At 55.5% G+C, this 23,445-nt stretch carries 21 protein-coding genes and 2 pseudogenes; 4 read left to right on the plus strand and 19 right to left on the minus strand.

Going from position 1 to position 23,445, the window contains the following annotated elements; genetic code table 11:
* Window positions 1-96: 96 nt before the first annotated feature.
* Window positions 97-717 (minus strand): DUF5701 family protein, encoded by a 621-nt coding sequence (locus BISA_RS05880; protein ID WP_033890739.1) that lies wholly within the window; start codon window positions 715-717, stop codon window positions 97-99.
* 193 nt (window positions 718-910) lie between these two features.
* Here BISA_RS05880 and asd point away from each other — a divergent pair, with 193 nt between their 5' ends.
* The gene (asd, locus tag BISA_RS05885; RefSeq protein WP_033890740.1) at window positions 911-2,005 is read left to right on the plus strand and encodes an aspartate-semialdehyde dehydrogenase; all 1,095 of its coding nucleotides are present in this window, start codon (window positions 911-913) and stop codon (window positions 2,003-2,005) included.
* Window positions 2,006-2,093: 88 nt separating this feature from the next.
* Here asd and BISA_RS05890 read toward each other — a convergent pair whose 3' ends face one another.
* Together BISA_RS05890 and BISA_RS05895 are read right to left on the minus strand one after the other, a co-directional pair.
* Window positions 2,094-2,660, minus strand: coding sequence for an ACT domain-containing protein (locus tag BISA_RS05890; protein WP_033890741.1), 567 nt, complete (start codon window positions 2,658-2,660; stop codon window positions 2,094-2,096).
* A gap of 95 nt (window positions 2,661-2,755) precedes the next feature.
* Complete coding sequence (locus tag BISA_RS05895) at window positions 2,756-3,520, minus strand: aspartate kinase (RefSeq protein ID WP_051917361.1); 765 nt, start codon at window positions 3,518-3,520, stop codon at window positions 2,756-2,758.
* A 653-nt stretch (window positions 3,521-4,173) separates the two neighbouring features.
* On the opposite strand from BISA_RS05895, the gene BISA_RS05900 reads away from it, so the two are divergent.
* Window positions 4,174-4,602, plus strand: a complete 429-nt coding sequence (locus BISA_RS05900; protein WP_033890742.1) for a hypothetical protein — start codon at window positions 4,174-4,176, stop codon at window positions 4,600-4,602.
* Between the two features lie 748 nt (window positions 4,603-5,350).
* Window positions 5,351-6,454 carry a class C sortase gene (locus tag BISA_RS05905; protein WP_051917362.1) on the plus strand — a complete coding sequence of 368 codons (1,104 nt, stop codon included), beginning with the start codon at window positions 5,351-5,353 and terminating at the stop codon, window positions 6,452-6,454.
* A gap of 35 nt (window positions 6,455-6,489) precedes the next feature.
* Here BISA_RS05905 and recR read toward each other — a convergent pair whose 3' ends face one another.
* Window positions 6,490-7,092, minus strand: a complete 603-nt coding sequence (recR, locus tag BISA_RS05910) for a recombination mediator RecR (RefSeq protein WP_033890743.1) — start codon at window positions 7,090-7,092, stop codon at window positions 6,490-6,492.
* An 18-nt stretch (window positions 7,093-7,110) separates the two neighbouring features.
* Window positions 7,111-9,836, minus strand: a pseudogene (locus BISA_RS11950) (DNA polymerase III subunit gamma and tau).
* A gap of 109 nt (window positions 9,837-9,945) precedes the next feature.
* On the opposite strand from BISA_RS11950, the gene BISA_RS05920 reads away from it, so the two are divergent.
* Window positions 9,946-10,545, plus strand: a complete 600-nt coding sequence (locus tag BISA_RS05920) for a TetR/AcrR family transcriptional regulator (RefSeq protein ID WP_033890744.1) — start codon at window positions 9,946-9,948, stop codon at window positions 10,543-10,545.
* A 65-nt stretch (window positions 10,546-10,610) separates the two neighbouring features.
* Here the strand turns inward: BISA_RS05920 and BISA_RS05925 are convergent, their stop codons facing one another.
* From BISA_RS05925 to dnaK, 14 genes and pseudogenes are all read right to left on the minus strand, one after another.
* The gene (locus BISA_RS05925; protein ID WP_033890745.1) at window positions 10,611-11,747 is read right to left on the minus strand and encodes a diacylglycerol/lipid kinase family protein; all 1,137 of its coding nucleotides are present in this window, start codon (window positions 11,745-11,747) and stop codon (window positions 10,611-10,613) included.
* Between the two features lie 150 nt (window positions 11,748-11,897).
* Window positions 11,898-12,254 (minus strand): Rv3654c family TadE-like protein, encoded by a 357-nt coding sequence (locus BISA_RS05930; protein ID WP_051917363.1) that lies wholly within the window; start codon window positions 12,252-12,254, stop codon window positions 11,898-11,900.
* Window positions 12,255-12,298: 44 nt separating this feature from the next.
* Entirely contained in the window at window positions 12,299-12,676 is a 378-nt protein-coding gene (locus tag BISA_RS05935; RefSeq protein ID WP_051917370.1) for a TadE family protein, read from the minus strand.
* 5 nt (window positions 12,677-12,681) lie between these two features.
* Window positions 12,682-12,993 (minus strand): DUF4244 domain-containing protein, encoded by a 312-nt coding sequence (locus tag BISA_RS05940; RefSeq protein ID WP_337588784.1) that lies wholly within the window; start codon window positions 12,991-12,993, stop codon window positions 12,682-12,684.
* A gap of 247 nt (window positions 12,994-13,240) precedes the next feature.
* Entirely contained in the window at window positions 13,241-13,741 is a 501-nt protein-coding gene (locus tag BISA_RS05945; protein ID WP_420308629.1) for a hypothetical protein, read from the minus strand.
* A gap of 149 nt (window positions 13,742-13,890) precedes the next feature.
* Window positions 13,891-14,559, minus strand: coding sequence for a pilus assembly protein (locus BISA_RS05950; RefSeq protein WP_033890749.1), 669 nt, complete (start codon window positions 14,557-14,559; stop codon window positions 13,891-13,893).
* A pseudogene (locus tag BISA_RS05955) lies at window positions 14,526-15,652 on the minus strand (CpaF family protein). Before BISA_RS05955 ends, BISA_RS05950 begins: the two are co-directional and overlap by 34 nt.
* Complete coding sequence (locus BISA_RS05960) at window positions 15,645-16,382, minus strand: CpaE/TadZ family protein (RefSeq protein ID WP_237746100.1); 738 nt, start codon at window positions 16,380-16,382, stop codon at window positions 15,645-15,647. Before BISA_RS05960 ends, BISA_RS05955 begins: the two are co-directional and overlap by 8 nt.
* A gap of 514 nt (window positions 16,383-16,896) precedes the next feature.
* Window positions 16,897-17,658 carry a DedA family protein gene (locus tag BISA_RS05965; protein WP_033890750.1) on the minus strand — a complete coding sequence of 254 codons (762 nt, stop codon included), beginning with the start codon at window positions 17,656-17,658 and terminating at the stop codon, window positions 16,897-16,899.
* Between the two features lie 277 nt (window positions 17,659-17,935).
* A complete protein-coding gene (locus BISA_RS05970) occupies window positions 17,936-18,607 on the minus strand; it encodes an HAD family hydrolase (RefSeq protein WP_033890751.1) in 672 nt (223 codons plus the stop codon).
* Window positions 18,608-18,688: 81 nt separating this feature from the next.
* Window positions 18,689-19,273 carry a heat shock protein transcriptional repressor HspR gene (locus BISA_RS05975; protein ID WP_033890752.1) on the minus strand — a complete coding sequence of 195 codons (585 nt, stop codon included), beginning with the start codon at window positions 19,271-19,273 and terminating at the stop codon, window positions 18,689-18,691.
* Between the two features lie 166 nt (window positions 19,274-19,439).
* On the minus strand, window positions 19,440-20,462 hold the full coding sequence (locus BISA_RS05980) for a DnaJ C-terminal domain-containing protein (protein WP_033890753.1): 1,023 nt from the start codon (window positions 20,460-20,462) through the stop codon (window positions 19,440-19,442).
* Between the two features lie 260 nt (window positions 20,463-20,722).
* Window positions 20,723-21,397, minus strand: a complete 675-nt coding sequence (grpE, locus tag BISA_RS05985; protein ID WP_033890754.1) for a nucleotide exchange factor GrpE — start codon at window positions 21,395-21,397, stop codon at window positions 20,723-20,725.
* The gene (gene dnaK, locus BISA_RS05990) at window positions 21,397-23,286 is read right to left on the minus strand and encodes a molecular chaperone DnaK (RefSeq protein ID WP_033890755.1); all 1,890 of its coding nucleotides are present in this window, start codon (window positions 23,284-23,286) and stop codon (window positions 21,397-21,399) included. Before dnaK ends, grpE begins: the two co-directional genes overlap by 1 nt.
* Window positions 23,287-23,445 lie beyond the last annotated feature (159 nt).

The raw sequence follows: 23,445 nt of genomic DNA on the forward strand, positions 1-23,445 counted from the left end.
CATACCTATCCTACTATCATCAGACGTCTGATGTCTAATCTCTGGGAGAGGCGCACCTTATGCAGCACAAGGGTTTATGAGCAGGCCTTGCTTTCTTTAACGGAAGAGACTGACTCCGCGGCGGGCGGCGCAGTAGGCGTTACCAAGCCACGTGTGGCGAGAATTCGGCCACACAGCGCCGAGACGCGGCGCATTCTGGCTCATCCAAATGCTCGGCACGCGGCCATCTGCAGAACGGGAGCCCAACAGATTGAAGCCATTCTTGACCATCAACCATTCCGGATGCTGGGTGGCGATGGCAAGTCCCTCCTCGAGCGTGAGCGGCAGGCGATCATCGGAATCAAGCAGCTTACGAGCCACATCCGGCTCACGATTGACATAGCAAGTTCCAGTGTGCGGATCGACCACCAAATAGAACGGGCCTTCAGGCGGAGTGAAGCCGCTGACGGGCAGGAAGCTGGCGATATCGCGCGGCGGCATCGTGGTAAAGCCGGCCATGCGATTGATGGAGGTTCGAGCGATCAGCGATTCAGGCGAAACCAGCTCGCGGGTCGGCACCAGCAGAATATTCGAGCCAAGATCAGAATGCTCGAGTGCGCCAATAAGCGGGCGGGCCAGCGCACGAAATGCGGCGGCAGACATATCCGCCACATCCGGGTAGCCGAGAGCCACGATACGATCAAGCTGCTTTTGCGCCTCTACTGATGCAATAGACATGGCTACCAGACTAGCAACGTGGCGGCACAGGTGCCATCATCATATGGGAAACACGGCACCGGAACTGCTGAGATTCCGTACAATATTGACCCGTGTCCGACTGCACTGTGGAGCCGCACTGCTTAGTTGCACTGCGTAGCTACACTGCGCGGCCGTGCGAATCAATCCTGTTCCTTGGACCCAGAAGGTAATCATGTCCGAAAAATTGAAGGTCGGCATTCTTGGCGCCACCGGTATGGTGGGTCAGCGTTTCGTGACGTTGCTTGAGAATCACCCGTGGTTTGAGGTGGTCACCCTTGCCGCTTCCGCACACAGCGCCGGTAAGACCTACGAAGAGGCCGTGGGCGACCGTTGGAAGATGGAAACGCCTATGCCAGAATACGCCAAGCATATGGTGGTTGTGGACGGCGATGATGCCGAAGCGGTTGCCGGTGGCGTTGATTTCATGTTCTCCGCCGTGAACATGCCCAAGGATCAGATTCGCGCCATTGAAGAGCGTTACGCCAAGACTGAGACTCCTGTGGTCTCCAACAACAGCGCTCATCGTTGGACTCCGGATGTGCCGATGGTGGTGCCGGAGATCAACCCAGAGCATTTTGCGGTGATCGAGCATCAGCGCAAGCGTCTCGGCACTACCCGCGGCTTTATTGCCGTCAAGCCGAACTGCTCGATTCAGGCATACACGCCAGCCCTGGCTGCCTGGAAGGAATTTGAGCCGCGCGAAGTGGTGGTGAGCACGTATCAGGCCATCTCCGGCGCAGGTAAGACGTTCAAGGATTGGCCTGAGATGGTGGGTAACATCATCCCGTTCATTTCCGGTGAGGAAGCCAAGAGCGAGAAGGAACCGCTGAAGGTGTTCGGCCACGTGGATGCCGAACTCGGCGAAATCGTGCCGTTTGACGGTCCGCTGAAGATCACCTCACAGTGCATTCGCGTGCCTGTGCTCAACGGCCACACCGCAACCGTGTTCCTGAACTTCGGTAAGAAGGCCACCAAGGAAGAGCTCATCGACCGTCTGGTGAACTACACTTCTCAGGCTGCCGAGCTGGGCTTGCCGCATGCGCCGAAGCATTTCATCCAGTACCTGACCGAGGATGATCGCCCGCAGGTCAAGCTGGACGTGGATTACGAAGGCGGCATGGGCGTCTCGATCGGCCGTCTGCGTGAGGACTCCATCTTCGACTGGAAGTTCGTGGGCCTCGCGCACAACACCCTGCGCGGCGCCGCCGGCGGCGCTCTGGAATGCGCCGAAATGCTCAAGGCACTCGGCTACATCACCAAGAAGTAATGCTTTACAAGAAAGCCCTCCATATGGAGGGCTTTCGTATGCTGTACCGCGGATATGCAGGTGAAGTTAACCGGATATCCGTGCAAACTCAGCGGCCGGTGCCGCCGTACACCACGGCTTCAATCTGCTTGGCGTCGAGGCCATACGCAGTGTGCAGAGCCTTCACAGCCTCGTTGAGCTGATCAAGCGGCACAAGAGCAGCGATACGAATCTCGGACGTGGAGATCATCAGCACGTTGATGTCCTTAGCACTCAGCGCGCGGAAGAACTTGGCGGCCAGACCGGAGTGGGTCTTCATGCCGACACCCACCACGGCCACCTTGCCCACGTTGGTGTTGATGTCGAAGGAATGGTAGCCCAGCTCCTCCTGCTTATCGAGCAGCGTATCCTGCACCTGCTTAACCGCAGCCTCCGGAACAGTGAAGGAAATATCAGCAGTTCCCACAGATGCGCCAGCCTGCACAATCATGTCCACGTTCACGCCAGCGCTGGCGAGCTCGGTGAACACCTTGGCAGCCATACCCGGCTCGTTCGGCACGCCACGAACAGTGGCGAGCGCTTCAGAACGGTCGTGGGCGATGCCGGAAATTACCGGAGCCTCAGGGCCAAGATCGGGGAACAGCTCTCCCATGGACTTCGCTTCTTCTTCAGTCATGTCTTACCTTGTCTTGTTTGCAGTTGTTACGTTTACTTAGGTCTTATGCGAATCGTGATGATTGACCGCAGGCCGATGCAACCAATCGGCCGAACTCAGTCGATATTCGGCAGCGTGCGAGGATCCACACCCTCCGGCACCACCAATGTGCCCGGACGATGCGAGAACGAAGAGCGCACGTGCAGCGGCATGTTGAATCGCTGAGCATATTCCACGCAGCGCAGTGCCAGCACTTTGGAGCCGCAGGACGCCATTTCGAGAATGGAATCGTAATCGATTACCGGAATGCGGCGTGCGGCAGGCACAATGCGCGGGTCGGCGGTGAAGATGCCATCCACATCGGTGTAAATCTCGCAGATGTCAGCGCCGAGAGCCACAGCAAGAGCCACTGCGGAAGTATCCGAACCACCGCGGCCGAGCGTAGTGGCATCGCCCTTGGCGTTGATGCCCTGGAAGCCTGCCACAATGGCGATGTCTCCCAGAGAAAGCGCGTTCTTCACACGATCCGGCTTGACCGACTTGATGTGGGCAGCACCGTAACGAGCATCGGTGAAGAAGCCAGCCTGCTGACCGGTAAAGGAGTGCGCGCGGCTACCTTCGGCGTGAATGGCCATGGCGAGCAGGCTCATGGAGATACGCTCACCTGCGGTCATGAGCATATCCATCTCGCGCTCAGGCGGATTGGAGTCGATGCTCAAGGCCTGATCGATGAGGTCGTCAGTGGTGTCGCCCATAGCGGAAACCACTACGGCCACCTTGTTGCCTTTTTTCTCCGTCTCAACAACGCGCTTGGCCACACGCTTGATCGAATCGGTATCGGCGACCGACGAACCGCCGTACTTCTGCACGATGAGAGCCACTGTTGTCCTTCGTTCTTCTCTCGGCTGCGGACGGTAGGCTCATCCGATATTTCGGTACCGCTCACCATCCCGGGTTTTGCGCTTCATTCTACGTAAGCGGCACGATTATAAGGATTGTTAGCGTTGCCACATGGACGCACACCCATCATGCGGACGTTTTACGCTGCACAGCCGCCTCTCACGTGCTGCACAGCCACCTCTCACGCACTGCATTCCGGGAAATGCGCCGCATAACCGCCCCTCGCACGCCACATTCCGGGAAATGTGCCGCATAACCACCCCTCACGCACTGCATTCCGGGAAATGCGCCGCATAACCACCCCTCACGCACCGCATTCCGGGAAATGCGCCGCATAACCGCCCCTCACGCACCGCATTCCGGGAAATGCGCCGTGGAACATACCATGAAACATACCGTTTGCGACGCAATACCCGGAATGCGGCGTAATTGCACCCACTACGCGGCGCATTCCCCGGAATGAGGCACGAGAGACATCCCAAGCCGCTACGAGCGACAGCACGCAGCATGAATACTGCATGAACTTACGTAGTTTCCCGGCTTGTCGTATTCCATAGCACGCCCATGCGCCGTACCGTTAAAGTACGTCGTGGAGGTTGCAATCGACGCACCACCCAGCAGCAAGGAGGCCACGATGGCCGGCAAGAAGGATCATTCATTCAACTACTGGAGCATGAATTACCGGGGCAGGTTCCGCCGCACCAAAAAGATGATGCCTTTTATCATCGGGCTTTGCGTGCTGCTGCTGATTCTTGGCGTGCTCTCCGACGAGCTTGGGAAGGCATTGCTGTGGATCGTTCTCATCTTGGTTATTGGCGTAGCGCAATATTTCTTCACCAAGAAGAAAGCTGAGGAAGAGGAAGCCCAAGAAGCTGCGCAGGCACGTGCTCAAGCGCAGGCCGCACCCGTGCAGCCCAATCCGGCTGCGCCACAATACGCTCAGCAATATACCCAGCAACCATATGCTGCACCTGCACAATATGCGCAGCCACAGCCACCGCAGCAGTCGCTGTCTGCGCCAGTTCCTCCCACTCCACAAGCACCAAGCAATACTGCACAGTAAGCGTTACTGCCTAGCCTGCATCCAGTACCACTGTGCAGCTGCCCTGTGCAGTAGTACTGTGCAGTAGCTCTATGCAGTAGTCGAAAATACGGAGTCTACTGAGGAAATCAATTCTCAAGATTCTTTCAGGTGATTGCTCTGGGGTTTTGAGACAAACGCATCAAGCCGCTCAGGTTCGCCGGCTTATATAAGAACTACCGGCAAGCAAAGCCCAAGGAAAACGATCCGACAAGGATCGCGGACCGCAGGCCCAGCGAACCGGCGAGGCACACTCCCGGAAGGCAGGCGATTGACCGCAGCAAACGCCAGCCGGCCGGCAAACCCCACAACTATAATTGAACCCCTTTCTTCTTCCTCTCTCCTTCTCTCAAAGGTCCGGTTGCAGCACCTCGCAACCGGACCTTTTGTTATGTTCTGTCACTCGATGCTCTGAGCCCGGGTTTCAGTCAATCGAATACTGGGCATTTGCAGTTTTACCCTCCTAGCGTATTTACCCCCTATATCGATTCTTTAATCAGTGTCTTTCGGGGGCATTCGGTATTGCAATCAGCCAACTGAATTGATGGGCCGCTAAACAAAGCGCCAGTCGCAAGGTCAACACAGCCCTATCTATTCGGGGGTTTATAGACGCAATATCGGGGGTGTGTACGAGATTTGCGGAGAGCTACGGGGTTTGCGCTACGACTTTGGCACAGAGTAACGTGGCGAACGACTGCAGCAGACTGCACATACAAGGGGAGGCTCAGCGATGGCATTGCAGCATAAGCACACAATGCAGCACACGCGTGAGGCGGCTACCGCGAGCAGAACCGAGGCAGACCAGCAACAGCAGACGTTCACGCCCACTTCATTCAATGAGGCGATGGATACTGCTGATATAGCGGCTGAGCGTCGCCGATTGAGGCGCAATCTTCTAATAATGCGTCTGATTACCATCCTGCTGCTTATTGCAGCACTCGCCGTGGCATGCTTCCCCCTGGCACTGCAATTCCAATCCGGTATGGAGCTTGCGAAAACCGCGGCCACCAGCGCCCAGAACGTAGCGAACTGGCCATACCCGCAAGCTGATGATGCGCTCAAAGCCGCTCATGAGTACAACAAGAAGCTTGCGGAATCAGGCCAGCCTATTTTGGGTGAAGCAGTGGATCCGTTCTCAGGAGCACAAGGTGGCTCGCAGGCCAGCGGAGAGGATTCCGCGTCCAAGAAGGACACCGAATATCAGAAGCTGCTGAATACTGGCGACGAAGTAATGGGCACAATCAAAGTACCCAAGCAATCAATCAATCTGCCGATTTACCATGGCACCTCTGAGGAAGCCTTGGCATCCGGAGCCGGGCATTTGTATGGCACTTCGCTGCCTGTGGGCGGCGAGTCCACCCATTCGGTGATTACGGGTCACCGTGGTCTCGTTGAGGCCATGATGTTCACGCGACTCGATGAGGTAAAGAAGGGCGACTTCTTTTACATTGAGGTTATGGGGCAAACACTGGGATACAAGGTCGATCGCATTTCCGTGATTCTGCCTAATGACACGTCACAGCTCAAGATTGTGAAGGGCGAGGATCGCGTCACGTTAATGACCTGCACCCCGTATGGCGTGAACACTCATCGTCTGTTGGTTTCCGGGCATCGTGTGGCAATTCCTCTGCCGGCTCCCGAACCGAATGATGTGCATGATGCTCGCAACATAGCGATTGCAGCAGCACTGGCCGTACTGCTGCTCGGCTGGTTCTTCGTGTGGCTTGCGCGGAGGAAGCACGTGGCTCGTATTATGCGGCATGCGGCATTCTGGCCGTGGCAAAAGAGTCAAGGTTCCGAGCCGAATAATACGTTATTGGATGACGCCAAGTAACTGCCGCGCCCTCACGGGGAGTTATGCCTGCGGTTTCAGGCCTCGCGGCGGCCGGCAAGAGCGCGGCCAAGCGTGACTTCGTCAGCATATTCCAAATCAGAGCCAACTGGCAGGCCACTGGCAAGACGCGTGATTTTTACTCCCACAGGGCGCAATAGCTGAGTCAAATAGCTGGTAGTCGCCTCACCCTCGATATTCGGGTCAAGTGCCATGATGACTTCCGCGACTTCCTTGGTTTCCAAGCGCTTGAGCAAACCTGGAATCTTAAGATCAGCAGGACCCACGTTAGCCATTGGATTGATTGCGCCACCGAGCACGTGGTAAAGGCCACGGTATTCTCTCGTACGTTCGATGCTCATCACATCTTTGGGCTCTTCCACTACGCAGATTACGGAGTGGTCGCGGCGAGGGTCGGCGCAAATCGGGCAGGGGCTCGTCTCGCACACATTGCCACAAATATCGCAGAACCGGACTTTATCTTTCACTTCTTCAATGGCTTCGGCCAGTTCTCGCGCTTCATCGTCCGGCGCGGACAGCAGATAAAATGCAATACGCTGCGCTCCCTTAGGCCCAATGCCGGGCAGGTTTCCGAACGCATCAATCAAACGCTGAATGGCGCCATCATAGGCGAGTGCCATGCTTACTGCTCCTTACCGTTATTCGCCGAGGTGCTTCTTGGCTGGCTGAATGTTCTTAGGATTGTGCGGATCATCAGCCGAAAACTCTTTGACCTCTTTCACCTCAAACATCTTCTTTAAATCGTCCAAACTCATTGCTCGAGAGTCACCGAGCGATTGGTCGCTCATCGAGTATTCGTCTTCTTCCGGGTCGATCGGCGGCTCGGGAGATGAATCCTGCTGTGAACCTATGCGGGAGTTGGCTGACTGTTGATTCCAAGGGTCTGCTTCCACCCTGGGTTCCGCACTATATTGTGGCGATTGCGGTGCTTCCTGAGCCTGCTCCCAGCCGCTCGGCCCGGCCATATTCTGAGCCTGATTCCAAGGGTCTGGCGCTGCATTCGGCATGGCTGGCGCTGGCTGATTCCACGGATCATCATTCACGGAAGCAACTGGAGCTTGAGGTGCTGGCTGGTTCCACGGATCATTGTCCGCAGTGGCCGCAGGGCTGGGCTGATTCCACGGATCCATATCCGATGGAGGCATAGCATCCGGAACTGCCGGCTGAGACTTGGCTTGGGGCTGAGGCTGAGCCGTGGCCGGTTGAGCCCAGGGGTCTATACCATCACTGGTATCAGGTACTGCAACGTGCTTCTTATGATGCTCTTCTTCTGCAGGTTCCGGTGTGCTAAGGTTTCCGGCCGCGTATGGCTGGTTCTGTACCGGAGACGCACCTGTCGGCTTAGCCCAAGGGTCGTCGTCAGGAAGCTGCGCAGACCCTCGATGGGCATCCTCAGCTTCTTCGGCATGACTGGAAGTCGCAGACTTCTGTTCCTTGGGCTCGCTGGCAGTATGCATGCCTAGTCCAGATCCCAAGCTTGCTGCGGCAAGACCAGCTTTCGCCAATGCGATCTGCTGCTTGACCTTAGCCAACTGCTCAGGCTCATGCGTTTGATGGACTCTACTCGATCGCCGTTGGCGGCAACAGGCGTAGGCGCAATAACAGTGGTTGCGCCGAACTCTTGGCGTACGGCGTCTTGCACTACGATTGCGGCTTTCTTACCGTTCGAGTCAACAGCCAGCGCAAAGGCATGCTGACTGAGCGATTGATCGAATGTCAGCGAGAGGCATGGCAAGCCCTTGCGATTGGTACCAAACTTTACCGTTGGTACTTTGGCGCGAGTTACATATTCACGAATAGCTTCAGGCAATGCCGCAACGGCTGCATCCCATTTTTCGTCCACAGAACGGGTATCGTTCGCGGGGGCTGGAGCGGAAGCTGCGACCGGAGTGGCTGCTGCAGCAGACTGCAGGCCAGAAGCCGGCTGCTGAGTGGGAGCTGACTGAGCAGCTGACGCTGAAGGCACAGACTGTTCAGCCGTCACAGTTCCAGTCCAATCAGATGCATTGGTGGACACATTTGATTGCGGAGTTGGTACCGTCTGAGCTGGTTGCTGCGCACCTTGGGTGGTATTACGCGAGGAACCAACGAATCCGCCACGATTGGCTTGCTGCGTATTCGCATTGCGCGATGCCCCCACAAAGCCGCCCGAAGCCGCATGATGCTGCGCTCCAGCGCCAGCAGAGCTTCCCGAGTTTGTAGCGGCGGCATTAGCCGGCGCACCAGCTGTAGGCGCGGTAGCAGCGAGCGCAAATCCTGATTCAGCGCCGGCAAGCAATCTAGCGGCCAGTAATTCAAGTCTCATACGCGGTGAAATTGCCCCGGTCATGGAACTCAATGTGGCGTTGATGATGTCTGCCATGGCAGTAAGTTGGCCTAAGCCCAAAGCAGCAGCCTGACGATGCAAATCACCCATATCTTCTGCTTCGGCAGTATCAGACAGCACTGATTCAGCAGAATCACCGGCAAGTGTTAGTACCAGTAGGTCACGCACGCGAGCCAGAAGGTCTTCCACAAAGCGGCGTGGGTCAAAACCGCCCACCACAACCTTTTGAATCACTCCGTATAGAGTTTCGCCGTTATGGTCGATAACCGCATCGATGGCTTCACCGATAAGCGCTTCCGGAGTGAATCCGAGGAGAGCCACAGCGGCATCATGCGTAATAACACCTTCTACAGAGCCAACCATCAGTTGGTCGAGTACGGAAAGTGTGTCTCGCATCGAACCGCCGCCTGCGCGCATAGCAAGCTTGAGCACGCCAGGTTCGGGCTTAATGCCTTCCTTATCGCAGATCTTTTCCAGATAAGGGCCCATAACCTCCTGTGGCACCAGGCGGAACGGATAATGGTGTGTACGTGAGCGAATAGTGCCAATCACCTTATCTGGTTCGGTGGTGGCGAAGATGAACATCACATGCTCAGGTGGCTCTTCAACGATCTTAAGCAGTGCGTTGAAGCCCTGCTGCGTGACCATATGAGCCTCGTCAAGGATGAAAATCTTGTAGCGATCGCGGGCTGGGGCAAATCCAGCGCGTTCGCGCAATTCTCGAGCATCATCCACACCGTTGTGTGAAGCCGCGTCGATTTCTACCACGTCAATGGAACCTGGGCCTCCGGTGGCCAGGTCCTTGCAACTGGGGCATTCTCCGCAGGGATGGGAGGTGGGGCCTTTGGCGCAATTGACGCAACGCGCGAGGATACGGGCAGAACTAGTTTTGCCGCAGCCTCGCGGACCGGAGAATAGATAGGCATGCGTAAGCTTGCCCTCGTCTAGGGCTCGCATCAGCGGAACAGTAACCTGGTCCTGGCCGATTACTCCTTCAAAGGTGTCCGGACGATAGCGTCGATACAGTGCAAGTGCCATAGCTACTAACCTACCTTGCCCTCAATATTTGCGTGCGAACCGGCGAATAATCGTACACGCTTACAGGTATTAACATAGTGTCAATAACGGTTGTCATCAGGAGGTACTCATGGACGAGAACTTCGAGGAGCGACGCGCCAGCCGTGGTGATGTTCGACGCGAAGCTATTGTGCGAGCCGCTCGCAAAATCTGCTTGGAAAAGGGATTCTCCAAAATCACCGTTTCAGATATCGCCGGTGAAGTGGGCATGACTCGTTCGTTGTTCTACCACTATTTTCCTGATAAAGATGCCGTAGCTGATGCCGTGCTGGATGATGTGATTGATGAAATCCTTAACCGACTCGATCAGTGGAATCACGCTCGTGAAATCGGCAACGTAAACAAGGCCATGGATGACATGGTGCACTTGATACGTGCGCTTATCGCAGACGAGAGCCCATTCTCCAATCGCATGATCCAAGATGGCAACGCTGAACTGTACATCAAATTCATCGACCGCGCTGCAGATCGCATCGCTGATTACATTGCTCAAACTACTGTGCGTGACTTTGAGCAAATGCATGGGTTGCCCATCAGCAATGTACACGAGACGTTCTTCACGCTGATTGTCGGACTGATTTCACTGGTCCGTTCGCACCCATCCATCAGTGATGAAACCATCAAGCAGGTTATGGCTCAGACATTGCACATTGAAGGCTATATAGCGTAGCCGCTGATTTATCCAGCACCATGCAATGACTGATACGACAACGCGGTGAAGCAGTCACCGACGAATCAGAGGAATACGCCTGTAACCGGATCACGACCATCTCGCGCAATGGCTTCAGCCACACGCTCTTTGGCATCAACTTCTTGTGCCGCCACGGCAGGTGGCACGAGAACACGCAATGCACGGTCTTCCGCCACTACTCGTACAGGCAGATGGCCAATGTACTCGCCATCTGCCATAAGAATAGGCGGTTCGTCGCCCTCTTCAGCACGCGTGATTTCGATTTCACGAATGCGTTTCCAACCGAAGACTTGGGATGCAAGTAGTCGGCCGTTGTATGCATTGGAAATCGCCACCGTGCACTCATGGAAATTCGGCACATGATCCATCCATACGAGGTCAAGCAATCCGTCCGAGAAGCATGAGTATGGCGAGACTTCAATACCGCCGCCAATATGTCGCGAATTCGCAACGGTCAGCAGCGGTGAGATGATATCCCGTTCATCCGTAGAACCATCAGCCAATGTGGCTTTGACGTGGTACCCGTATCGCTTCATCTGAGTGAGCTCCACCAACACTGCAGCAAAGTATCGCAGGCTGCCGTTCGGCAAGTGCGAATGATTCGCACGATCATTAATGCTGGCATCGATGCCACAAGACAGCATTCCGGCATAGTAGCGATCGATGGGGAAAGCTTGTGTCGCTGAAACGCCTTCTGACATTTCGTATTCGCTACCCGTGGAAGGATTCACTGCGTATCCGCCCTCGAGAGAGGTCACACGCCCCATATCTACGTCTATATGAGAGCCACGCACAATGGCTCCCACAATGCCTTCCACTGCAGTCTCGATACGGTTCACCGGCAATCTCAGCCCTCGCGCAAAATCATTGCCCGAACCTATTGCCACGATGCCCAACGGCTTACCGCTGCACCCCACGGCATTCGCACCGAGCGCAATCATGCCGTCGCCGCCGACTACAACCAAATAGTCGTATTCATGAGCGTGTTCACGTGCACGATTCAGCGAATCGTCGAAACTCTGGCCGGTAAGATCCACAACATCGAAATCATGGATTTGGCCTGCTTCATGGAGCAGGTCTAATACCTGTGCATCGATTTTGGCTCCTCGGCCTTTGTCTGAGGTGGGATTGCCTACCAATCCCACGGTGGTGCGACGTTCGCTGCGTTCACTTTCGGTCATGCCTTTCACCATAGCTAATGGAGGCGAGAGAGCGCCAGAGCAAAAATCGAAGTTTGCTATGCGCTCAGTCACACTCGATGGAATCGAGTCATACTAATGCGTCTGCTCATACGTGCCATGCGTCTGGATGGATGCCTAATGCTGCGATACTTACTCGCATGCTATAGGTCCGGCTCTCGCTTCCTGCGTGACTTTGGGTGCTAATGGCACTTGAGTTGTTACCGCGATAATCAGTCGAACATCGTCGTCTTGCATCTCGCATTCAATCATTGAGGCTCCGTTAGCAGAAGCTACATGTTCTGCGAGCGCGCACGGCTGGCTAGTATCTGCGTTCCACAATGCATAGGCTGCGTTAAACGCTGCTAAATCAGCGATGGAGCGCGCTTTGTGATGGCAGAGCATCACATTGCCGATACTGGCAATAAGCGCAAGCACCACTGCGGTTACCATAACGAGCGTGGCACCTGCCACAGTGCCCGATCCTTCTTCAAAACGCGCTCTCATCATTGGCTGTCTCCTTACTGGAGTCCGAATAGCAAACACGGCATCCGCTACTGCAGCATCGCAGTCGATTCCGCTTTAACCTGCACAGGCGTGAGATTCATGGGGCCAGGCAATACCGGACAAGTAACTTGCACGTGTATGGCTTGCTCCGATTGGCGTATAGCCACAGCACTGTTGGCTCCAACGATTTGCGCTACAGCGTGTTGGGCTGCCGTCTCGTCACCGGAAACCATCATTGTGCGAGCCGCTGCCGATGCTGCGGAATCGCAGTCCATCGTCACCATGACCACGCGCCCCAATGCCAGTATCAAGCCAGCAATGGCTATAACACTGGGCAGCACTACAGCGAACTCTGCTGTAGCCGATCCTTCTTCTGGTTGCGGAGGCAATCGCGCCCGCCAACATCGATAATGCGAGAACACCATGGCTATCACCCAACGTTCAACGCTTTTTTGATGATGTTGAGCAGCAGTGTTTTCACCGCATCAGATTTGAGGATTGTTACGAGAAGCGCAGCAAAGCCTGTGGCAGCCACAAGTACTACCGCATATTCAGCCGTAGCCGCACCTTCTTCAGGGTTTTCCATAAACGTACGCAACTGGGCGTCCATCAGGCATATACGTTGATGGATTCGAGAACGCATGCGGCATATGCCATCGCGCGCTCTCAGCACAGGATCCGGCCGATGCTCGGCAAGTATCAGTTCTGTCATACTGGTTCCTTTCAGCTTGTTGAACAGCAACTATGCAGTTCATAAGCGTTCGGTAATGGCGGTTGGAGATTGTGATATTGGTGGCCCTCACACCGGTTAAAGCACCGGCATGAGGTGCATTCCACTGTGAAGGATGTAGTGGCAGATTGCACGCTGAAACGGGGTATGTGGTTCTAGCTTGCCAAGTTATCCACACCCCGGCGTGTCATCCACAACAAATGTGGATACGTGCGCGAGCACGCTCAGAGCATTGCGGCAGAAACAGGTCAATCTCTTGCTACATCACAAAAGAAACAATTGAGGGAATGACACCGATTGCTATAAAAGCCGGCAAAAAACATAATCCTGTTGGCAGCAGTAGTTTCACAGAAAGTTTTGCCGCATTGCGTTCGATGACAGAACGTTCATCGCTATCCATTTGCTCCAGAGTGGCTTCGAGCCTCACACCAGGCGCATCGCCATGCATCCAGGATGGTTCCAATGCCAAACGAATCATCGTCAAATAACTGTCAACATTTTTGCTGTCAGTACGCGTATTAGCGTTAGCTCTTATCTGCTCATTCACGTGAAAATCATTCTCTGATTGTGCGGTATTACCGCGGTTACACTCCGCGATACGCCACGCATCAGCCCAGCGCACACCTTGCTGCAGTCTCAACCCAACCTGCTCCAATGCTGCGCCGATCTCGCCTCCGACTGCGTTACCAACAGCTTCGCACGCAGCAGGAATCGAAGACCCCTGAGCAACTGCCACGCGCAGCAACCGTAATATCAACATGGGTTGCAACGCATCATCTGGAATAGTCGGATAATCACTGTCACCGTTCATGGCATTACGCAATCGACCGATTGCCACCACAGGCTTGCAGTACAACCATGATGCCAACGCAGCGCATGCCGCAGCAATACCGATCCACATTGATTCCATCACGAATGCTTTCGTATTAACGCTTGGACCCACAGCAAACCCACCGCATAGCTGCATCCTCCTGAAATCAGGCACACTAATCCACGCGTAGATCCCAGCAAAACATTCAGCGGATGTGCTCCCATCAGTTCGCCAAGCGCCACGGTTGCTGCTGGCAATGCGCTCAGTAATCCGACCGTGGCCTTGGGCACTGCGAGCGCTTGCTCTTGCGCATGCTGGAGTAATCTCATCTGCCTATATGCCGCCAGCACCACTTCCAAGCATGGCGATGCCCGGCACCCCAACCGTTCGCTGACTTGCGCTGCTGCATGCACGCCTTGAGATACACGAACTGCCTGATGATAGGTTTCATCAGGCAAGCGAATCTTCTCAAACATGACCAGCAACCTGATGTGCGTTAATCTTGCGGTTGCAAAACGGCTCCCGTGCATATCTTCACATGCTTCGAGCAGCGTACCGCCGCTGTTCAGGCGTGCAATCATTGCAGTTAACGCCTGTGCAATGCCAATGCGCTGGGTTCTGCGACGTATCGGGGAAGTTGTCTGCAATACGTCATAGCGAGCGCCTTGGGCATGGCATTTCTTCCGCAGACGAACAGCACTGTTTGACTGCGGCCATATCAGTATGGCGACCATCACCATTGCGGCGCACAAGTAGTGCAATTCCATTCCCCTTGGTACAAGTCATTGTCAGTATCGTCCAGCCATATAACACCATTGGGCTTGCTCCAAGACATCAAGAATCGCAGCCATTCAGGCGAATACCACGGTTCGCCGGAACCAGACCATCGAGCCAACGGTAGACCTTCCAGAGTTCCGTCCATTCCATAGAGCAGCCCAATTTGTGCAATATGCCTGCGTCCATTCACTTGTTCCACATGCAATACCGCATCGAACGCATCTTGTGCCAACATGGTCATTGCCTGTGGAGTAACGTCCGCCAGCAAACCAAGAGACACCAGGCGCGATGGCACACGTGCCACGCTATCGGCATGTAGCGTGGTCATACCCCCGTGATGCCCCGAATTGAATGCTCGCAGTAGGTCTACGATTTCTTCTCCACGGCATTCACCAAGCACCACACGGTCAGGTCTCATACGAAGCGTTGCCTTAACAAGCTCCGTAAGACCCACGGCACCAGCACCTTCCACATTCGCTTCTCTAGCAGCTAGCGACACATAATTAGCGTGATTGCATGCGCCAAGCTCACGTACCTCTTCCACAGTCACAATGCGCTCATACTGATCGCATTCAGCAAGCAGCGCTTTAACCAGCGTGGTTTTACCGGATCCGGTGCCGCCTGTAACTAAAATCGTTGCTTTGCCGTGCACAAGTCCTTGTAGGAGAGGCAACCAACTCATAGGAAACATGGAGTTGCACGCTAGTTGCTGCAGCGTCACAGCCTCTATGCTGGGGAATCGTATAGAGATGGCTGCCCCTTGTGGCACTAGTGGCGCTATAACCGCATGAACGCGGACACCTTCCACACTGGAAGCGTCTGCAATCGGGCAGGCATCATCAAGTCTGCGCCCCAATTGCGCGCATAATTGCACCGCATATTCCCTCACCACTGCTGGAGACCGGAATGGTACATGCAAATGATGCTCCCGCATACCTTCTCCCCTATCAGCCATACGAGCCCCTCACAAGTAACCGCCACATCGGTTACTTCCGGGTCGTCGGCTAGCTCAGAGAGCAGTCCGAAAGAGATCACTGGTGTTTTCGGGTGTTGCGCCTGCGTTGGCCGTGAAGCGTCAATCATTGTGACTGTCATTATCGTTCACCGCCTTACGTATCGACTGTTCCACTATGTCAGCAAGACGATTCACTGCTCTGCGATTGCATTTGGGTACGGCACGGATACCGAGTCCCTCCAGCACGTCTCCGCATAAATGTGCGCTCGGCTTTATTGGCCCCACAATTTCAGAGGTCAGGTATGTTTCCGCTTCCGCCATGCTCACTTCTCCACGTCCGCGTGGAGCCCCGCGAGGCGAGAACCCTATGATTTGGGGCGTCGGGCAATCCCATGTGGATAGTTTGGCTCGATGCGTTCTGGCACGAGCCAGCCCCATGACGGAAAGTTCAGCACCCATAAAATGCATGGCATGGTTCAAATCTGGGATGGTTTGCACTAATTCCCCTTGCCCCGCATCCACAATCACCACATCGTTGGCGGATGCGAGCGCACGAACTACAGCCTGTACTTCCCATTGATTCGGGCGGAGCCCAATCCACGGGTTGTATGGCAGCACACGCACGTTTTCCCAACAAATCAGCTCGCCGCCGAGCACCTCGCCTTCAACATTGCCAAGCGGTGCACAAATCTGATTGAAACGCAATCCTGGCTCTCGCTCCACTCCGAGCAATAAATCCAAACAGCCGGAAGCAAAATCAGCATCGATCAAAGCGCAACTGAGGTCTCGTTGAGCCAACGTCCAGGCCAGCATCGCAGCAGTGGTGCTGAGTCCCATGCCACTGTGACTGGATGTCATCGCCACAATATTGTGCAGTTTTACGTCCGTAGACGGAGTAACACCGGGCGAATCGTTGGAACGCTGGCGTCTGCATGAGCTCAGTGGTCGTGCCGGCCTGGATGCCGGAGAATAGTAATGCAATCGTGGTTCCGGACCGGGAACTGTTCTCACACTGCGTTCGGGCTTTGGATGCGGTTGACTGGGCGGTGCCGTAGGGAGCGGCACCGGCGATGGTGCCACCGTTGCAGAAAGGCTAAGCGGTCTTGTAATAGTGACCGGCTGAAGTGACGTAGTTGTGTTCATAGACCGATTGAATCGTAGTAACTGTCAGCCATGCAATCGAAACCGACCTATGTGGTTCTAGCTTGCCAAGTTATCCACACCCCGGCGTGTCATCCACAACAAATGTGGATAACAAAAAGGCAGCTAGCCTGTTTCACGAGAGGTTCCACGGAATGTTTCACACACCGTTTCACAGTCGCGAACAGGCTGGCTGCCTTACTAGTCAGAGTTGCTTACGAACCAACCAACATCACTTGTTGCCGAGGTTCTCAATACCGGATTCCAACGTATCCAGCTGAGAATCAGTCAACTTCACATGAGCGGGAGCTTCAGCATCACCCTCAGCAGCCGGCTTCTTCTTGCCGAACTTAGCCTTGAACAATCCCACAATGGTCGGAGCCAAGGAGACCAACAGGATGAGCACAATCACCAGCTCGAAGTGATCCTGCACAGCCGGAATGTTGCCGAAGAAGTAGCCCAGAAGCGTGAACAGCGTGGACCACGTCAAACCACCCAGCACAGAGAACGGAGTGAAACGGCTCCAACGCATGCCGGAAATACCTGAGATGAATGGCATGAACGTACGAATAAACGGGAAGAATCGACCCAAGAACACAGCCAGCGGGCCCCACTTCTCAATCATGCCTTCAGTCTTAGCGATACGCTCAGGAGTCATGGCCTTGACCTTGCCAGACTGGATGATTCGACGGCCAAAGAAATGACCAATGAAGTAGTTGCACTGATCGCCAATAATCGGTGCAGTCCACACTACCGGCAGCAGGTACAGCAACGGCAATGCGGCCTTACCCGTCGCCGCATCAGGAGCCGCAAACACACCGGCGGCAAACAGCAGCGAATCACCCGGCAGGAACGGGAAGAAGACCACGCCGGTTTCAATAAAGACAATCAGGAAGATAAAGCCCAAGGTCGGCGCCACACCCATGGCAATCCAACCAGCAATAGCCGCACGCGGATCTTTAAGCAGCTCGAGAATAAAATTAATAAAACCCATGCTATTCCTATGAAATTCGAGCGAAAGCAGTATTCGCATTCGTTCTGTAAGACGCTAACCGGACCGGGGCAACCGGCCAGACATTCGTCTTGAAACCGTCAACCACCTTACCAGTTGGTCATCTCAAAGATAACGTTCAGAAGCTAAGCAGACGCTAAGGTTTTGCAAAGATTCAACTACTGAGCTGGGAGCAATACGACCTTTGGCGCAACTGTTATGGGTATAAACCACTGCATCGAATGAATGTAATCATCCGATGCAGCAGAACACAGAACAGCTAGGCACCCAAACGCTGGCGCACAAAGGCATCCAGCGCGTGAGCATCAATGCCGTCATAGGAATCAATGGAAGCAAACTGGCCGAGACCCGAGTTATCCGTACGAATCCAGCCGGTCTGCGCAATCAACGTGGCACCAGAAGCCGCGCCAGCCTGAAGACCCACAGCCGAATCCTCCAGCACAACGCACTTAGCCATATCTTCCTTAGCGATGCCGAGCTTTGCGGCAGCGGCCAAATAAGGAGCAGGATTCGGCTTATGCTCATACGGATCATCGCCGCACACATAACCGGCAAACAGACCTTCCGACTGCGCCATGATATTGTCCGCCATACGGCGAGGAGACGTAGTAACCAGCATGGAAGGAATGCCAGCGTCCTTGAGCGAATGCAGCACTTCGCGCACGCCAGGAATCCACGGCAGCTGACGAACCTCCGCGTTGAACACGTAATCCTTAAGCTGCTTATCAATCTCCTCAACGCTGAGCTTGCAGCCGCGCTCAATCATGTTGCGCGCCACGTTCGGAACCGGCGTACCAGAGCACATCCAGCCCAGTTCCTCATTCCATTCGCCACCGTTAGCATGAGCAATCTCAATTTCACCATCATGCCAGAGCGGCTCCGAGTCAATAAGCGTGCCGTCTAAATCCCAAAACACAGCCTTGAGCAGCATGATTTCCTCCATTTACGGTTTGGCGTAGTCGGATGTGTATGTACAAACTATTGCACCAAGCCAGCACGACAGCAGTGCGCGTCACCAACCCCAGAGGACCATGGATTTGGAGTCGTCGGAAGAGCTAGTCCGAGAATCGCCAGTATCAGCACGATTGGCGAATGATGAGCGCCCCGGTAGTTCACGGGTCTCGCGGCGAATTGCATTACGCCACAGACGCGCGCGATTCGAGCGCTGCACCTCAACGATATTGCCATCACGACCAGCAGCGAACACGCTTTCCTCACCATTGGATTGCATGCGCTTGACTTCGCGGCGCAACTGCCGGTTCTCTTCTTCGAGTTCCAGAATGCGCGCGATGCCGGAAAGATTAATGCCTTCATCCTGACTCAACCGCTGAGCTCGAGCCAGACGAGCGATATCACGCAGGCAATAGCGGCGAGCGCCACCACCGGTACGTTGTGGACGAATCAGACCCAATCGATCATACTGACGGAGAGTCTGCGGATGAATATTGGCCAGCTCAGCAGCCTGGCCCACAGTGAAAATGGGCAGTTCGATGTCGAAGCCGACCTCATCAGCACCATCAAGGTCGGCGCGGCCCATCACCAAAGCAGTGGCGCACATGGCGTAAAGCTGCCGCATCTGATTGACTGTTCGCGCCATTGTGCACCTCCATATAGATCGTTATGTTTGATTCTCTTGAGCTGGCTCTCCCCTCAGTCGGCTTTGCCGACAGCTCCCCTCATAGAGGGGAGCCGGAGGAGGAAAAGTCACCGACCAGCAAGCCGAAACCAGCGAGTCAGCTTTGCTTCACAGCAAAAGCTGAGGATTATCGGGGCAGATAGTCGCCGGCTTTTTCGTCGAATTCCTTGGCTGCATGCTTAAGCAGCATTCCCGGCTTGGCAGGAACCATAATCTGCACACGGCCAATCAAGTCGCCCGGCTGGTTGCCGCGCTTCACACCAAGCCCAGACAGCTTGATTTCAGCACCGGAACTCGAACCTGCCGGCACCTTGAACGTAACCGGGTTGCCGTCAATATCCTTGGCTTCAACCTTGCCGCCAGCCACAGCCTCGCCAATGGTGACTGGCAAGTCCATGACAATGTCCGAACCGCGCATAGAGAAGGTCTTATCCGGCTTGACGGTGACATGCAGGTACAAATCTCCCGCATGGCCGCCGTTGATGCCTGGCTTGCCCTTACCGGCCAGCTTGATCTTCTGACCGTCCTTGACACCTGCCGGTACATGGGCCTTGAACTTCTTGCCATCCACGGACAGGGAAACCGTGGCACCCTTGACCGCCTGGCGCAACGTCAAACTGATCTTGGAGTTACGATCCTCACCGTTTTCCGGGCGCGGAGCCTCCTCATAGGAGTAGCCACCGGCATTGCCATACGGAGACTGACCACCGAAGCCAGCGCCTTGACCGGCAGCGCCACCAAACATGGAGAAGATGTCGTTCAGATTCGGATTGCCGCCGCCCGACGTAGAGAAGCGGATACGCGAACCATTGCCACCCATACCAGAACCGGCACCGAACATGGAACCGAAGATATCGGAGAAACCGGAAGCATCGAAACCACCAGATCCGGAACCGCCAGCGAAGCGAGCACCGCCCATGCCGAATTGGCGAATCGCATCATACTTCTGGCGATCTTCCTTCTTGCTCAGCACATCGTAGGCTTCGGAGATATCCTTGAACTTCTCCTCGGCTTCCTTGGTCTTGTTCACATCCGGGTGATACTTACGGGCAAGCTTGCGGTACGCCTTTTTGATGTCGTCGTCTGAAGCGTCCTTGGAGACACCAAGGACCTTGTAGAAATCCTTACTCAGCCATTCGTTTTCAGCCATTCATGTCTCCTTTCTAAAAGTATTTGATAAGTATGTAGTCAGCAAAAGCGTGATACCGCGTGGGGCAGAGGGGATTGTTGTTTGACACGCTCCAGGCCGCTCTGGCCAAGTCTTTACGGTCTAACAACAATCCCCTCTGCCCCACGCTCTGTTGTATATATGCTGCGCTTTGCAGTCGGCAAAGTCGCAATTAGGTTGTCTACCGACTGCGTGCGCGGCAGCATGCTGCAGATCTGCAAACCCCTTTTAGAGGGGATGGATTAGTTGTGGGGGGAGGCTACTACTACTCGGGCGGCGCGGATCACGCGGTCGCCGATGCGGTAGCCGGCTTCAACCACGGTATCCACCGTTTCCTTCTCAGCCTCGGCATCCGGCTTGTGCAGGATGGCCTCGTGCTTGGTCGGGTCGAATTCCTCGCCCTTTTCGCCGAACTTCTCGACGCCGAACTTCTCGAACGCCTTATCGATCTTGGCGGCCACAGCCTTGAAGGAATCATCCATCTCGCTGTGCTCGCGGATACGATCGATATCGTCAAGCGCCGGCAGCAACGCGGTCAGCACGTCGATGATGCCATGCTGGCGGAAGCGTTCCTGCTCCTTCTGCGCGCGATTGCGGTAGTTGATGAACTCCGCACGTTCGCGCTGCAGGGCTTCAAGGTATTCAGCAGCTTCCTTCTTGGCCTTGCCCAGCGGAGTGAGGGTGTCGTCGGCGTCCGCCGACTTCTCTCCCTCAGCTTCGCTGTGCTCAGCAGCTCCCTCATCAGAGGGAGCCTGAGAGGAATCCGCCGCCTGAGCCGGGGTCTCTCCCTCAGTCGCGGGCTTTGCCGCGCCAGCTCCCCCATCAGAGGGAGCCGAAGCGGAAGAAGCCGAGGAGGCTGCCAAATCGTCTGCGTCAGGCAGGTCGTTCAGGTAGTCGTCCTTATTGAACTCGGACATCACTTGTTGTCCTTGTCGTCATCGTCGTCCACAACCTCAGCCTCGACGGTGTCATCGTCGGAGGAAGAGGAGGCAGCGCCAGCTGAAGCACCGGCTGCACCAGCACCAGCAGCGCCGGCGGCACCCTCAGCACCCTGCTGTGCGTAGAGCACCTGGCCGATCTTCTGAGCAGCGGTCATCAGCTCGGTCTGAGCAGTCTTGACCTTCTCAGTGTCGTCGCCCTTCAGGGATTCCTTCAGAGCGTTGACCTTCTCGGTGACTTCCTTGACGATGTCATCGGAGAGCTTGTCCTTGTTGTCGTTGACGAGCTTCTCAGTGCTGTAGGCGAAGGCCTCAGCCTGGTTGCGGGTCTCAGCGTCTTCCTTGCGCTTCTTATCCTCAGCCTCGTGAGCTTCAGCTTCCTTGACCATACGATCGATCTCGTCCTTCGGCAGGCCGGAACCACCGGTGATGGTCATGGACTGCTCCTTGCCGGTGCCCTTGTCCTTAGCGGAAACGTGCACGATGCCGTTGGCGTCGATGTCGAAGGTGACCTCAATCTGCGGGACGCCACGCGGAGCCGGAGCGATGCCGGTCAGCTCGAAGGTACCCAGCGGCTTGTTGTCGCGAGCGAACTCACGCTCGCCCTGGTAGACCTGAATCAGCACGGACGGCTGATTGTCTTCAGCGGTGGAGAAGACCTCGGAGCGCTTGGTAGGAATAGCGGTGTTGCGGTCGATGAGCTTGGTCATGATGCCGCCCTTGGTTTCGATACCGAGGGAAAGCGGGGTCACATCGATGAGCAGCACGTCCTTACGGTCGCCCTTGATGACGCCGGACTGCACGGCAGCACCAACAGCCACAACCTCATCCGGGTTCACGGACTGGTTGGCTTCCTTACCACCGGTGAGCTCCTTGACGAGCTCCTTGACGGCTGGCATACGGGTGGAGCCGCCGACCAGCACCACGTGGTCGATGTCGGACACGGAAATGCCGGCGTCGTGCAGCACGTTGTTGAACGGAGTGCGGCAGCGACCGAGCAGGTCGGAGGTCATTTCCTCGAAGTGCGCACGGGTCAGGGTCTCATCCAGGTGCACCGGGGTGCCGTCAGGGGTCATGGCCAAGTACTGCATGGAAATGCTGGTGGAAGTGGAGGAGGAGAGCTCCTTCTTCGCCTGCTCAGCGGCTTCCTTCAGACGCTGCAGAGCAATCTTGTCCTTGCTCAGGTCAACGCCGTACTTATTCTTGACTTCGGAGACCAGCCAATCGATGATCTTCTGATCCCAATCATCGCCGCCCAGGTGGTTATCACCGTTGGTGGCCTGCACCTGAATGGTGGAGAAGCCGTCGTCGTCCTTGCCGATCTCCAGCAGGGAGACATCGAAGGTGCCGCCGCCGAGGTCGAAGACCAGGATGCGCTCGTCTTCCTTGCCCTTCTCCAGGCCGTAGGCCAGAGCAGCTGCGGTCGGCTCGTTGATGATACGCAGGACGTTCAGGCCTGCGATCTTGCCGGCGTCCTTGGTTGCCTGACGCTGAGCGTCGTTGAAGTATGCCGGGCAGGTGATGACGGCGTCGGTGACGGGCTCACCGAGGTAAGCCTCAGCGTCCCTCTTCAGCTTCATCAGAATCTGTGCGGAGATCTCCTGAGGGGTCCACTTCTTGCCGTCGATCTCAACGGTCCAGTCGGTGCCCATGTGACGCTTCACAGAAGAAATAGTGCGGTCAACGTTGGTGACGGCCTGACGCTTGGCCACTTCGCCGACGAGGATTTCGCCGGACTTGGAGAATGCCACCACGGACGGCGTAGTGCGAGCGCCCTCGGCGTTCACGATAACGGTGGGCTCGCCACCTTCCAGCGTTGCGATGCAGGAATTCGTAGTACCCAGATCGATACCAACTGCACGTGCCATAATGTGTGCTCCTTTTGTTTGTTATTCGTTCTTACGTTTATCGCCCAAGTTCCTTGGGAATCCTTTGGGGATTCCTTGGCAGGTTCTCGGACCTTCCAAACTTGAGCCTACATCACTCAACTTCCCGAATGCAAGTTCTATTCCCAAATTCCCCACAAA

It is taken from the genome of Bifidobacterium saguini DSM 23967 (genome assembly GCF_000741715.1).
GTDB lineage: Bacteria > Actinomycetota > Actinomycetes > Actinomycetales > Bifidobacteriaceae > Bifidobacterium > Bifidobacterium saguini.

Excerpts from the sequence above, each read along its gene's own strand:
- BISA_RS05890 (WP_033890741.1), bottom strand. The coding sequence starts at position 2,660 with ATGACTGAAGAAGAAGCGAAGTCCATGGGAGAGCTGTTCCCCGATCTT.
- BISA_RS05975 (WP_033890752.1), bottom strand. The coding sequence starts at position 19,273 with ATGGCGCGAACAGTCAATCAGATGCGGCAGCTTTACGCCATGTGCGCC.
- BISA_RS05950 (WP_033890749.1), bottom strand. The coding sequence starts at position 14,559 with ATGGAATTGCACTACTTGTGCGCCGCAATGGTGATGGTCGCCATACTG.
- BISA_RS05965 (WP_033890750.1), bottom strand. The coding sequence starts at position 17,658 with ATGGGTTTTATTAATTTTATTCTCGAGCTGCTTAAAGATCCGCGTGCG.
- BISA_RS05900 (WP_033890742.1), top strand. The coding sequence starts at position 4,174 with ATGGCCGGCAAGAAGGATCATTCATTCAACTACTGGAGCATGAATTAC.
- dnaK (WP_033890755.1), bottom strand. The coding sequence starts at position 23,286 with ATGGCACGTGCAGTTGGTATCGATCTGGGTACTACGAATTCCTGCATC.
- grpE (WP_033890754.1), bottom strand. The coding sequence starts at position 21,397 with ATGTCCGAGTTCAATAAGGACGACTACCTGAACGACCTGCCTGACGCA.
- recR (WP_033890743.1), bottom strand. The coding sequence starts at position 7,092 with ATGGCACTCGCCTATGATGGCGCCATTCAGCGTTTGATTGATGCGTTC.
- BISA_RS05920 (WP_033890744.1), top strand. The coding sequence starts at position 9,946 with ATGGACGAGAACTTCGAGGAGCGACGCGCCAGCCGTGGTGATGTTCGA.
- asd (WP_033890740.1), top strand. The coding sequence starts at position 911 with ATGTCCGAAAAATTGAAGGTCGGCATTCTTGGCGCCACCGGTATGGTG.
- BISA_RS05905 (WP_051917362.1), top strand. The coding sequence starts at position 5,351 with ATGGCATTGCAGCATAAGCACACAATGCAGCACACGCGTGAGGCGGCT.
- BISA_RS05960 (WP_237746100.1), bottom strand. The coding sequence starts at position 16,382 with ATGACATCCAGTCACAGTGGCATGGGACTCAGCACCACTGCTGCGATG.
- BISA_RS05945 (WP_420308629.1), bottom strand. The coding sequence starts at position 13,741 with ATGTTGATATTACGGTTGCTGCGCGTGGCAGTTGCTCAGGGGTCTTCG.
- BISA_RS05970 (WP_033890751.1), bottom strand. The coding sequence starts at position 18,607 with ATGCTGCTCAAGGCTGTGTTTTGGGATTTAGACGGCACGCTTATTGAC.
- BISA_RS05925 (WP_033890745.1), bottom strand. The coding sequence starts at position 11,747 with ATGACCGAAAGTGAACGCAGCGAACGTCGCACCACCGTGGGATTGGTA.
- BISA_RS05930 (WP_051917363.1), bottom strand. The coding sequence starts at position 12,254 with ATGATGAGAGCGCGTTTTGAAGAAGGATCGGGCACTGTGGCAGGTGCC.
- BISA_RS05935 (WP_051917370.1), bottom strand. The coding sequence starts at position 12,676 with ATGGTGTTCTCGCATTATCGATGTTGGCGGGCGCGATTGCCTCCGCAA.
- BISA_RS05880 (WP_033890739.1), bottom strand. The coding sequence starts at position 717 with ATGTCTATTGCATCAGTAGAGGCGCAAAAGCAGCTTGATCGTATCGTG.
- BISA_RS05980 (WP_033890753.1), bottom strand. The coding sequence starts at position 20,462 with ATGGCTGAAAACGAATGGCTGAGTAAGGATTTCTACAAGGTCCTTGGT.